The organism is Sorangium sp. So ce448 (assembly GCF_051520915.1).
Taxonomy (GTDB): domain Bacteria; phylum Myxococcota_A; class Polyangia; order Polyangiales; family Polyangiaceae; genus Sorangium; species Sorangium cellulosum_B.
This window is the reverse complement of record NZ_CP150343.1, coordinates 3,657,597-3,670,137: the sequence shown is the minus strand read 5'-3', so window position 1 is coordinate 3,670,137 and position 12,541 is coordinate 3,657,597. Positions and strand designations below refer to the sequence as shown.

Genomic DNA, 12,541 nt, shown 5'->3' with positions numbered 1-12,541 from the left:
TGGGACGCGCCCGCGTGGCCGGGCCGAATCCGGCCGGCTCGCAGGAGATGACGTTTGCGTGCACACGCCGGGGCACGTGCACGCAAACGTCGCTTGATCTCGGGGGGAGGAGCGGCCAGCCGCTCCGGCTGGAGCTTACCGGCCCTCGATCGACTGCGACTTGATATGGAACTCGACGCGCCGGTTGCGCTGCCGGCCTTCCGGCGTGTCGTTGGACAGGAGCGGCCGGCGGGAGCCATAGCCGACGGAGGTGAGCCGCTCCGACTGAACGCCCTTGTTGATCAGGTAGACCCTGACCGCGATGGCGCGGTTGTGCGCGAGCCGGTCGTTGTAGTCGATGGTGCCCTGGTTGTCGGTGTGCCCCTCGATGCTGAGCAGCTTGATCTCGGGGTTCGCCTTGAGCAGGCGCACGACCTCGTCGAGGATCGGATAGCTCTGCGGGAGGATCCTGGAGCTGTCGAACTCGAACTCGACCTGCTTCATGATCTCGATCTCGGCGGAGCCCGTGATCCTGCGGATGTAGAACGGGCAGCCGTTCTTCTCCGGGTCTTCGACGACGACCTGCCCCGGCTCCTTCGGGCATTTGTCCTGCGCGTCGGGGATGCCGTCCTGATCCGCGTCCTCCTCGGGGCAGCCGTCGCGATCGTCGATGCCGTCCTTGTCCTCGGGGTCGTCCGGGCACTTGTCGACGACGTCCGGGATGCCGTCGCCGTCGCGGTCGGGCATGTCCGGACATCCGTCGCTCGGCTTGGGCTGCTTGCCGTCCTCGGGGTCCTCCGGGCAGAGGTCGATGACGTCGGGGTAGCCGTCGCCGTCGGCGTCCTTCTCCGCCGTGATCACGTAGTTGAAGCCGGGCGAGCGGGCGTCGGAGTCGGCGATGCCGAACGAGCCGCCGACGAGGGCGACCCCCCGGAAATCGGGCGCGTAGCCGCCGCTCATGCGGGTGCCGACGCCGGCGCCGACGTAGACCGCCTTGTCCTTGGTGAGGAACATCTTGCTGTTGAGCTGCCACTCGATGGGCGAGGCATCGAGCTCGCCCGCGGTCTCCTTGAGGAGGCCGAACGAGCCGAAGATCTCGGCCCCGAGGCGGAGCTTGCCGTCGAGGAGCGGGACGTAGCCGCCGACGCCGTACGTGAGCTCGCTGCCGACGACGAGCTCGTGGAGCTGCACGCGCGGCCGGATGGCGACGCCGGTGTTCAGGGTGACGAAGAAATCCTTGAAGTCGTACTCGGCGCCGAGGCCGAACGAGCTGCTCACGCCCCGGTCGCCGGCGAAGGAGTAGTTGTTGCCGATGGGCACGAAGACCGCGCCGGTGAGGCCCAGCCGGAAGCGGCGCTCGTCGAGCTCCAGGGCGACGAAGCGCGCGTCGATCCGGAGGTCCATCGGGGTGGCGGTCTTCAGGTCGACGCTCTGGTTGAGGCCGAGCTCGCGGTGGTAGGTCTGGTTGCCGTCCTGGAACAGGACGATGGGGAACCCGACCTGCAGGGCGCCGCGGCCGAGGATCTCGACGCCCGCGTTCAGGTACGTGATGAGCTGGGAGGTGACGGGCCCGTCGCCCTCGAGCCGCTCCTCAAGGGCGAGGTTGTCAACGTAGTTGTCGTCGCGGAGCGGGTGGACTGACACCCCCAGCCCGAGCTGCCCGAAGAAGCGCGTCCGTTCCCCCATGTGCGGGCGCCAGACGCCGATCCCGTCGTCGGGGGCGCCGGCCATCCTGAGGCGATCGAGGTAGAAGGTCCGGTCCTGCGCGCGGGCGGCGGAGGGCGCCAGCGCGGCGAGGGCCGGTGCGGCCAGGGCCGCTGCGGTCAGCGCGCAGCGAAGGCGCGACGGGCGTCGCGGCGCACGGCCCGGCAGGTTTCGTCGATCCATCACGGTGAGCTGTCCTCCAAGCAACGCTCGAAAAACGAGGTTGACGCGGGCGTTCCGCCGCATGCGGGCCGGCGTCCGGGCGGGAGCCTACTCGGGCCGGGGGAGGATGTCTCCTGGGTCGAACCAGGAGGTGCGAGAACCGCCGCGGAAGCGGGCGGCTGTGTCCAGGGCGCGCGGGGTTGGGGCGGCGGGCTTGGCGCGCAGAGCTTCCGCGTCCTCGGTACGGTGTGTAGCGTGGGCCGCGTGGCGACGGAGAAAAAGCGGCGAGCGGGCCACGGTGCGGGCGCGCGGATGGCTCCGCTGGCGATTGCGGCCGGGATGACGAGCTGCGGCCTGGCGCTCGGGCTTGACGACTTCAAGGACGCGCCGCGGGCGTATGCTGGGGGAGGCGGAGCCGGCGGCGACAGCGCCTCGAGCTCGGGCGCCGGGGGCTGCGCGCACGGCGAGCGCGACTGCGTCGGCGATACGCCCCGGCAGTGTGCAGACGGGGAGTGGGTTCACCAGCGGCCTTGCAGCGGAGAGACGCCAGTCTGAGCAAAGGGCCGATGGAGTGATCAGACGAGTCCAGGAGCCGCTCCGGAGCCTGAACACAGGTAGCTACGCACCGAGCGGGTCGACCCCGAAGCGCTGAGCAACCAGCAGCGAGAGGCCATCGCTGGTCCAGCAGTTACAGCGTCACCATTTCGTCACCGCCACGCCAAAGGGCCGGCTAGAGTCATGAGGCTGCGACACTGACGCGTCTGCCTCCGGAGTAGCCACGAGATCCGACCTTCCGAAGTATATATACGCGACACTGGCAAACGGAGCCCCTGCCGTGAGATCCGCGTAGCCGTCGCCGTTCACATCGCCGGACGAGCCCAGAACGCTACCAAAGCCCCGCTGCGTGTCACCAGGCCTGTACATCGCAACATCTGGCACACCATCAAACGCTGCCCCAGGGCCGCCCTCGTACACATACACGACACCTGGACGAGATGCAGCGTCAGACGACCCCACAGCCACTTCGTCAAAGCCATCCATGTTCATGTCGCCCGCCGAGGCCACAGCAGTACCAAAGCGAGTACGGGATCCCCCGACAAGCGTGACATCCGGGGTAGAGGCTATGCCTTCGGGGCCGCCCCAATAGAGGTATGCGCGATCGGCCGTTGAAGACCCAACGATAACATCTCCGAAGCCGTCACCGTTAACATCACCCGCCGCGGCGATCGACGAAAAGAACTCGGGATCGTCAGGGGGCGCCTCAAGCTCGACGGCCGGCGAGACATCGAACCCTTGACCTGGATGCCCGAAATACAGGCGAATGACGCGAAGTCCATGAGCTGCGACCGCCAGGATCACATCTGAGAATTCATCACCGTTGACGTCTCCCGCGGCCGACACGATTACCCCGGACAGTTGTGTGCCCGCATCAACGTCGGCCTCCAAAATTACGGGGTTCGACAGATTCTCGATCCCCGATGGTCCACCAAAATAGAGATACCCGGAGGGAGGATCTTCCCTGCTGACGATCACATCACCGAAACCATCAGCGTTGACGTCACCGGCGGAGGCGAGGTAAGTCCCCGCAGCAGGAAGCGTTGCGATGATCTCTCCGCGAAAGGTGTCACGACCGCTCCCCCGGTAGATGATCGCCTTGCCGGATTCCCCACGGGGAGCTCCTACGACGACATCGGCGTAGCCATCTCCATCGACATCCCCTGCACACGCAAGAGAAGCGCCGAAGCCATCCCCCGCCCCATCGGGGCTGAAAACTACCCCGCTGGGCTGCCCACCAAACTGAGACTCAGCCGCCCCGTAGTAGAAATAGGTCGCACCTGCCGTCGTGGTCAGACCGACCGCGCCCACCGCGACGTCATCGAACCCATCGGCATTGAAATCGCATTTGGTTCGGCCAACGTTAATCCAGCGAGCAGGAGAAAAATCCGAGCACCGCCGCTGCGAGCAAGCGCGCACATGCCAGTAGTAACGCTGGCCGGCAGGAGGAAGCAGCGACCCCTCCAAGTCCGCCTCCGGCCTGTGTACGACCTCTTCAGTAACGACCGACACGGCGTGAGTCATCGCCGGATCGCTGCTGTACTGCAATTCGTACTCGATGGGCACGTCGCCCGCCACCGTCGAGGCCTCCCACACGAACGTGGGCCGCCTGGACCCATTCTTCCGCATGGTGCCTACATATGCATCATTTAGCGGAAGCCGGAGGATCGGCATTGTCGGTGCCTCAAACGTCCCTGCTCCACCACCGGAACCACCGGATCCTTGCATCGCGCCGCCGCCGGTGCCCGTTGCGCCGCCGCCGGTGCCCGTTGATGAGCGGTCGGCATCAGAGAACTCATCCAGGCCGAGGATCGTACCGCATCCGGACACGGAGATGATTACCGCGATCGATAGGCTCATCGAGAACAGATGGCCATCGCGCCTGCGTGCTTCCATAGAAATCAAGGAGGAACACAGTCCCCTGTATTGCGCAAGCAGAAGAAGCAGGCGCCATCCCAGTTTTCACAGAATGAATGTGTCCGACGCTCTTGGCTCGAGCAGAAAGGGCTGCTTGCTCGGCCAACTGACAATCGCTCGGCGGTCGTACGTTGTAGAATGAAACGATCGCTGATGCCGATGCAGGCTGGGTACACCTGCCACGACTAGTTTGCCGTCGGAGGTATCTCGACGTCGTTGATCGGAAGGAACCCAGCACCGGCGGGGTAAGCGTAGGACACACGGTAATTCTGCTGGATTGCTCCCCACCCCCAGACCGTGACCCCGAACGGAAGATCGCTCCGCATCTCGTGCCGGCCGTTCACGCAGCCGCCGACCGGCTCGAAGTTCCCCGTCGTGAGGTCGACGATGGTGTACTCGTAGTCGCCGATAGGCTTCCATCCGCTGAGCGTGCCCACGCAATCCAGAGCCACGTCGGCAAAATTGCCATTCAGCTTCGACCGGGTACGGGTGACGACGAGGCTCGTCTCCGGGTAGGTCGGATCTGTAAAGAACACGTAATAATCCAGGAACTGAGACGGCGGAACCACATTGATCCAGTCTGGATCGCCGATCGTCATGTACGCGTCCCCGCCCGTCATATATTGACCAACATAGAACGGAGCGTTCACCCCCTGGCTCTTGACGACGAACGGCTCACCGGATTCAAATTGATATACCTCGCCGAGATTGACGACATCCGGAGCGCCCTCCGGCTTGGACGGCTTCCAGGTGAGCTCCGTACCGTCGACCATGCCCACGATTCGCCAGGGGGGAGACTCTTCGCGATCCGCGATGCGGTTCCGATAGCGAACCCCCACATACTCGTTGCCAGTGGCCCTGACAGGCGCTATCTGCTGCTGTCCTGAATCGCAATCGCCGGTGGTGTTCGGCACGACCATGCAAGCATGGGCGCCGAAGACGCCCACAGGTTTGGTCGATTCGATGGGGCTCCCGGTCAACTCCTCTTTCTGAGTTATCTGCAGGAATTCGCCGGCGTTCAACGTGTACGTCTTCGCTACCCCGCTGCTGGCAGGTTCGACGTTCGTGCCACCCACGACGTCGACCTTCGGCAGGATGGTCACGTCGGTACCGTTCTGGTGGGCGACGATAGCCAGCGATGGGTACGCGCCCGCGTAGTCCTCTGGTGACACTGACTCCGACTCCGAGTACCCATTGATCGCAACATAGTTCGTTGCCCAGGCGCTCGTAGGCAGAAGCAACGTCGCTGAGGTAAAGGCCGCCTTCCCACCACCATAGGGAAGCATCTGATAAGCTACGACGGGATAGTCCGTCGTGATGTGGAACGCGCTTCCGCGTCCGGTCCCTGCCACACCGCTGTCCAGATTGAGGGCTCCCTCCATGGGACAGTCTTCAACGCTCGCCGCGGCAGACTTCCTTGAAAGGAAAAGGACCGCGACCTGCCCGACAGCAAGCCCGTCGTTCGCATTGTATTTTTGGTAATCTACCTTGCTCTCGACCTCATTCCACGTCGGAATGTAGGCAAAGTTTTCGACCGGAAGCTGCTGTCCGTCGCGTTCAACGTTGATCTTGACCGGCAACTCCCATGTGTTCGCGAGCATCGCGGCGAAGCACGCGCCCTTGGTGGTCGGCATCAGGGCCGTCTTCAACGCCCAGTAGTCGCATCCATACGAGCTCTTCGACCTCTCCGCCGCCTCGCACGGGTTGGGCACGCACTCGGCGTTGACGCAGCCCTCCTTTGGGCCGCAAGTCTCCAGCGCAACGCCATTGCAGCTGATGACCTTCTTCAGATCATTGGAGCACGTCGAATCGCACCGACCCCCCTCCCCGAAGGTCCCCGTGCTCCCCCCCTCCCCGCCCGCGCCGCCGGTGCCGGCGCCGCCGCCGGTCCCGGTGGGGCCCGAGCCGGAGCCGGTGAGCGCGTGACTGTACGAGTCTGTGCACGCGGCGAACGAGCCCGTCACACCGGCTGTCGCTGCAAGTAACCCCACAATCGCGTGTCGACGGTATCTAGCCATGTTCGCCATCTCTACAGGGCTCCTTCCCCCACAAGCATCCTGAAACTTCGCGCCTTCGAGCGTAACACGGTTCGACCGCCGTGGGGAGGCTCGCGAAAGCGTTCGCATTTTTTCGAGGGCGCCGCGAGAGCGGGTTGCAGGTCCCAGGAAGGCAATGGGCGACCGGCATCGCGCCATCGCCCCCTAGCGCCCGGACGGACACAGAGCCACTGTTCAGCCAGCCGTCCTCACGCCTCTCCTGCAGGTAGGTCGAGGTGGTGCATCAAATTTGGCCACCGCGACTTCCACGTACGTCGGCCCCACTCCCGCTCAATGGTCGTCGTCGCCGTCCGACGCAGCCCCCGCCCGGCCGCTGCCGAAGACGCGGAAGAGCACGTACAGCGATGGGAACAGCAGCACGGATCCGACGCCCAGCACCCAGACAAGCAATCGCAGGGTCCTCGGGTTCGCCGCCGCGCCTTCGAGCGTCACGTCCGGCACCACCAGGAACGGGTACTGCGAGGCCGCCCAGCCGAGCAGGATGAGCGTGACCTGCGCCGCCGCCGCGAAGCGCGCCAGACGGAAACGGCGGGTCCACAACGCGAAGAACGCCGCGGTGGCCGCGAGGCCCGTCGTGACGTGGAGCGGCCACGTGATCGGATGATCCGTCAGCCCCTCTCGAATGCGCGGCGCGCCCTGGAACGACGCCGCGAACGACGCCAGCGCGAGCGCCGCCACAACGCAGCCCGCGGCGAGCGCGCGCCGCCGGAAATCGTCGACCAGCGCAGGCTCGTTCGCCTCGTTGGTCAGGTAGACCGCCGCCAGGAACGCGAACAGCGCCAGCGCGAACAGCCCCACCACGAACGGAAACAGGGAGAGCCACGGCGCGAAGAAGCCGCTCGTCACCACCCCCGACGCCACCCGGATCCGCCCGGACGCCACGGCGCCCACGATCATGCCGAGCAGCACCGGCGCGATGACGCTCGCGAGCGAGAAGACGAAACCCCAGCGCTTCTGCCGCCGATCCCCCCGCGAATCGTAGCTGCGGAAGCTGAACGCCGAGCCGCGAAACACGACGCCCACGAGGAACAGCGTGAGGGGGACGTGCAGCGCGATCGAGATCGCCGCGAACGCGGGAGGAAACGCGGTGAAGAGCAGCACAACGACCAGGATGAGCCACACGTGGTTGGCCTCCCAGATCGGGCCGATGACCCGCTCGATGAGGGCGCGCTGCTCCCGCTTCCGCGGGCCGGAGGCGAGCAGATCCCACACGCCGCCGCCGAAATCGGCGCCCCCGAGCAGCGCGTACAGCACGAGCGCCGCCATCATCACCCCGCCGATGAACCACTCAGTGCGCATCGGCCTCGCCTCCCCCGGACGCGCCCGTCGCGCGGTCGCCGCCAGTCCCCCCGAGCGGCGCGCCGCCGCCGCCCGTCACCCCGAGCGGCGCCGCGCGGAGCTGGCGCACGAGCAGGTAGACCACCACCACGCCGAGAAAGACATAGAGCGCCGTGAACGTCCAGAAGGGCGCCGCGAGGTGCGGGAACGGGGTCACCGCGTCGCGCGTGCGCATCGCGCCCCGCACGATCCACGGCTGGCGACCGAGCTCCGTCACCAGCCAGCCCGCCTCCATCGCCACGATGCCGAGCGGGCTCGCCAGGATCGCCGCCCAGAGGAAGGGGCGCTGATCCGGGATCCCCCGGCGGCGCCACGCGAGCACCGCGCCGACCACCGCGAGCAGCGCCATCGCGGAGCCCGCGCCCACCATCACCTGAAACGACAGGTGCGTCGCGGTGACCGGCGGCCACTCGTCCCGCGGGACCGCATCCAGCCCGGGCACCACCGCGTCAGGATCCGCGTGCAGGAACACCGAGAGCCCCGCCGGGATCTCGATCGCGTAGTCGACCTCGCCCCGCTCCACGTCGGGCAGGCCGCCGACGAGGAGCGGCGCGCGGGCCGAGGTCTCGAAGTGCGCCTCCATCGCCGCGAGCTTGGCGGGCTGCCCCGTCCCGACCTCCACCGCCGCGTAGTGACCGACGAGCGGCTGCGCCAGCGCCGTCACCCCGGCGACCGCGAACGTCACCGCGAACGCCTTGCGGAACAGCGGGCTCGACGGGTGCCGCAGGAGCACCAGCGCGTGGATCCCCGTCATCACGAACGCCGTCGCCTGATAACACGCGAGGATGCCGTGCAGCGTCTCGTGCTTCCACGGCGGGCTGAACATCGCCGCGACCGGGTCGATGTCCGCCGGGCGCCCGTCGACCATCGTGAACCCGGCAGGGTGGTTCATGCACGCGTTCACCAGGATCACGAAGAACGCCGACAGCGCGCCGCTCAGCGCGACCAGCGCGCCCGAGAGGAGGTGCAGCCTCGGCGAGAGCTTGCCGCGCCCGTAGAGGTAGATGCCGAGGAAGATCGCCTCCGTGAAGAACGCGAACCCCTCGAGCGAGAACGGGAGCCCTATCACCTCTCCGAACGTCCCCATGAAGCTCGGCCACAGGAGCCCGAGCTCGAACGAGAGCACCGTCCCCGACACGGCGCCCACCGCGAACAGGATCGCCGTCCCCTTCGCCATGCGCTTCGAGAACTCGAGGTAGTCTCGATCGCCCGTCCGGTGCCAGAGCGCGTCCGCGATGACCATGATCAGCGGCAGCGCCACCCCGGCGGCGGCGAAGATCATGTGAAATGCCAGCGACAGGCCCATCTGGGCCCGGGCATAGAGGAGGCTGTTCATGAGGCCCTTTGCGGCTCCCTTCTCCCGCGCGACCGCTCCCTGTGCCGTGTCCGCTCTCCTGCGGGGACGGTCCGCGCGCTCCCGCCGACCATAGGGGGGCCCGCGCCAGGGACAAATAGGGGCGAACCCGGGTAAGCTCGACGCCGATGCAGACCCTTGTCGAGCTCGTCGCGAAGAAGCGCGACGGCGGGCGCCTGTCCGAGGACGAGATCGCGCGGATCATCCGCGCCCTCAGCGACGGCGAGCTCGCCGATTACCAGATGGCCGCGCTGCTCATGGCGATCTTCTTCCGCGGCATGGACGACGCGGAGACCGTCGCGCTCACGCGCGCGATGCTCCACTCGGGCGACGTGCTCGATCTGTCGAGCGTACCCGGACGGAAGGTCGACAAGCACTCGACCGGCGGCGTCGGCGACAAGGTCTCGATCTGCCTCGCCCCCCTCGTCGCCGCCTGCGGCGTCCCCGTCCCGATGGTGTCCGGCCGCGGCCTCGGCCACACCGGAGGCACCCTCGACAAGCTCGAGGCGATCCCGGGGTTCGACGTCGCGCTCGACGTCGACGCGTTCGCGCGCATCGTCCGCGAGGTGGGGACGTGCATGATCGGGCAGACCGCGCGGATCGCGCCCGCGGACAAGCGCATCTACGCGCTGCGCGACGTGACCGCCACGGTCGAGTCGATCCCGCTCATCGTCGCCAGCATCCTCTCGAAGAAGCTCGCGGAGGGCATCGACGCGCTCGTGCTCGACGTCAAGGTCGGGCGCGGCGCGTTCATGAAGACCCTCGGCGACGCCCGCGCCCTCGCGACCGCGCTCGTGCGCGTCGGGACGGCGGCCGGCAAGCGCGTCTCCGCGCTGCTCACCGACATGAGCGCTCCGCTCGGGCGCGCCGTCGGCAACGCCATCGAGACCCGCGAGGCGATCGAGGTGCTGCACGGCCGCGGGCCGGGCGACCTCGTCGCGTGCACGCTCGCCCTCGGCGAGGAGATGCTGATCGCCGGCGGCGCGGCGGCGAGCGCGGCCGAGGCGCGGCCGAAGCTCGAGGCCGCCATCGCGAGCGGCGCGGCGGCCGAGGTCCTCGCGCGGATGATCGCGGCGCAAAAGGGCGATCCGGCCGTGGTGCAGGACGCCGGCCGGCTGCCCAGCGCCCCCGTCGTGGTCGAGGTCGCCGCGCAGGACGAGGGGTACGTCGCCGCCGTCGATCCGCTGGAGATCGGCCTGTCGGCGGTCGCGCTCGGCGCCGGGCGGACGCGCGCGGACCAGCGCGTGGACCCCGCCGTGGGGATCGAGCTCGCCGCGGTGCGCGGCGATCGCGTGGACCGCGGCGCGCCCCTCGCCCGCATCCACGCGCGCCGGGCGGACGACGCGCGGGCCGCGGCCGATCGCGTCCGCGCCGCCTTCCGGATCGGCCCGGCGCCCGCCGAGGCGCCCGCGCTCGTGCTGGAGCGGATCGAGGCATAGCCGCGCGCGGGCGCTCGCGGCGGCTCGCCGGCGGCGCGGGGCCCCACTAAGCTGCCGGCATGCGGACCCCGAGGCGCGACCTCACCACGCTCGGCTACCGGCGGATCATCCAGCTCCTCGTCTACCTGGTGATCATCCCCGGCGTGCTCCTGTCGGGCGTCGGCTTCCTCCTGCTCGTCCTCGGCGAGGCCCAGTACAACCTCATCATGGGGATCATCGTCCTCACGTTCTGCGGGACGCTCGCGACCGGGGTCATCCTCGTGTGGGTCTTCCTCCGGCGCGAGCGCAACCTGTCCGAGCTCCAGGCCGATTTCGTGTCCAAGGTCTCGCACGAGCTGCGCACCCCGCTCACGTCGATCCGGATGTTCACCGAGACCCTCACGCTCCGGCGCGGCGACACGATCAGCGAGGATCGCTGCATCGAGGCGCTCACCAAGGAGAGCGCCCGCCTCCAGCAGCTCATCGATCGGCTGCTCGACTGGGGGCGGATGGAGAGCGGCCGGCGCGTCTACGAGCTCTCGGAGCACCACCTCGGGGAGATCGCCGACGAGGCGATCCACGCCTTCGAGCCGACGCGCGAGAAGCGGAGCGTCGACCTCGACGTCTCCATCGACGCGAACCTCCCGCCCGTGCTCTGCGATCGCAGCGCGCTCGTCGACGCGATCGTGAACCTCCTGTCGAACGCCTACAAGTACGGCGGCCAGCCGAGGAAGATCAGCGTCTCCGCCCACGTCCTCAAGCGGTCGGCGCTGCTCACGGTCCGCGACAACGGCAAGGGCATCGCACGCGCGGAGCACAAGCGGATCTTCGAGAAGTTCTACCGGGTCGACGATCTCCTGGCCCGGCAGCAGGAGGGCTCGGGGCTCGGGCTGTCGATCGTCAAGCATGTCATCCGGGCGCACGGCGGCAAGATCCTCGTCGACAGCGAGCCCGGGAAGGGCAGCACGTTCACCCTCGTGCTCCCGCTCCGGAGCGCGCCCAAGGCGAGCGCCGAGCGACGCGCTCCAAATGCCGCGCACGCGGCGCCCGCGGTCGCCGCGGCGCACAACGACGCGTCGGATCACGGCGCCGACGCGAGCGCGCCGCCGTAGCGCGGCCGCCGCCGGTCAGGACATGAACATGCTAGAGGACCTCCTCAGCATGACCCGAACCCCTCAGACACCGGCGCGGACCGTCCTGCTCGTGGAGGACGACCCCAGCATCGCGATGGGTCTCGAGATGAACCTGACCGCCGAGGGCTACCGCGTCCTCGTGGCCGAGGACGGGGAGCGCGGGCTCGCGCTGGCCCGCGGCGGCGGGATCGATCTCATCATCATCGACGTCATGCTCCCCCGGCTGAACGGCTTCGAGCTGCTCCGCATGCTCCGGAACGAGCGGCGCACCCTGCCGGCGATCATGCTGTCCGCGCGCGGCGCCGAGATGGACAAGGTGATGGGCCTCGAGCTCGGCGCCGAGGACTACATCACGAAGCCGTTCAGCCTGGCCGAGCTGCTCGCCCGCGTGAAGGCCGTGCTCCGGCGCGACGCGATCGCGCGCGCCGACGGGGCGCAGCTGCGCGCCGGCGACATCGTGATCAACGCGGCGACGCGCGAGGTCCGCCGCGGCGACGCGCTGATCGAGCTCACGGCGACCGAGTTCGACGTGCTGCTCTGCCTCGCCGAGGTGGGCGGCAGGGTCCTGTCGAGGGAGCAGATCCAGGCCAAGGTCTGGGGCCCGACGCACCACGGGACCCCGCGCACCATCGACAATTTCATCCTCCAGCTCCGCAACAAGCTGGAAGAGAACGCGACGACGCCGCGCCACCTGCTGACGGTGCGCGGTGTCGGCTACCGCTTCGTCCCCTAGAGCGACGGTCACCCGCTTCGGATACGGGCCCACCTCGACGTTTTCGGTGCTCAGCGCACAGGAGTGCGCTTGCGCGCCGAAAACGCCGATCTGGGCCCGTCTCCTGTGCGGGAGACCGTCGCTCTGTTCGGCATACGGGCGGAAACCGCTGAAGGCGGCGCCGCGTGGCGGGCGGGAAGGCCGAGCCCGCG

Annotated in this window: 8 protein-coding genes; 3 read left to right on the top strand and 5 right to left on the bottom strand. The window is 68.1% G+C overall.

All coding sequences use genetic code 11. The features are described 5' to 3' along the window. Window positions 1–135: 135 nt before the first annotated feature. The 5 genes from WMF45_RS14160 to WMF45_RS14140 form a co-directional block, all read right to left on the bottom strand. On the bottom strand, window positions 136–1,866 hold the full coding sequence (locus tag WMF45_RS14160; protein ID WP_437719539.1) for an OmpA family protein: 1,731 nt from the start codon (window positions 1,864–1,866) through the stop codon (window positions 136–138). A 675-nt stretch (window positions 1,867–2,541) separates the two neighbouring features. Beyond that, the gene (locus tag WMF45_RS14155) at window positions 2,542–4,296 is read right to left on the bottom strand and encodes an integrin alpha (protein ID WP_437719538.1); all 1,755 of its coding nucleotides are present in this window, start codon (window positions 4,294–4,296) and stop codon (window positions 2,542–2,544) included. A gap of 206 nt (window positions 4,297–4,502) precedes the next feature. Next, complete coding sequence (locus WMF45_RS14150) at window positions 4,503–6,344, bottom strand: IgGFc-binding protein (protein ID WP_437717420.1); 1,842 nt, start codon at window positions 6,342–6,344, stop codon at window positions 4,503–4,505. 300 nt (window positions 6,345–6,644) lie between these two features. Then, on the bottom strand, window positions 6,645–7,673 hold the full coding sequence (locus WMF45_RS14145) for a cytochrome d ubiquinol oxidase subunit II (protein WP_437717419.1): 1,029 nt from the start codon (window positions 7,671–7,673) through the stop codon (window positions 6,645–6,647). Beyond that, window positions 7,663–9,048, bottom strand: a complete 1,386-nt coding sequence (locus WMF45_RS14140) for a cytochrome ubiquinol oxidase subunit I (RefSeq protein WP_437717418.1) — start codon at window positions 9,046–9,048, stop codon at window positions 7,663–7,665. The genes WMF45_RS14145 and WMF45_RS14140 overlap by 11 nt, the downstream gene beginning before the upstream one ends. Window positions 9,049–9,194: 146 nt before the next feature. Between WMF45_RS14140 and WMF45_RS14135 the strand changes: the two genes are divergently transcribed. From WMF45_RS14135 to WMF45_RS14125, 3 genes are read left to right on the top strand one after another with little or no spacing between them, the layout of a single operon-like run. Next, window positions 9,195–10,505, top strand: coding sequence for a thymidine phosphorylase (locus WMF45_RS14135; protein ID WP_437717417.1), 1,311 nt, complete (start codon window positions 9,195–9,197; stop codon window positions 10,503–10,505). A gap of 59 nt (window positions 10,506–10,564) precedes the next feature. Then, window positions 10,565–11,596: a sensor histidine kinase gene (locus tag WMF45_RS14130; protein ID WP_437717416.1), complete on the top strand. Its 1,032-nt coding sequence runs from the start codon at window positions 10,565–10,567 to the stop codon at window positions 11,594–11,596. Window positions 11,597–11,645: 49 nt separating this feature from the next. Beyond that, the gene (locus tag WMF45_RS14125; protein ID WP_437717415.1) at window positions 11,646–12,350 is read left to right on the top strand and encodes a response regulator transcription factor; all 705 of its coding nucleotides are present in this window, start codon (window positions 11,646–11,648) and stop codon (window positions 12,348–12,350) included. Window positions 12,351–12,541 lie beyond the last annotated feature (191 nt).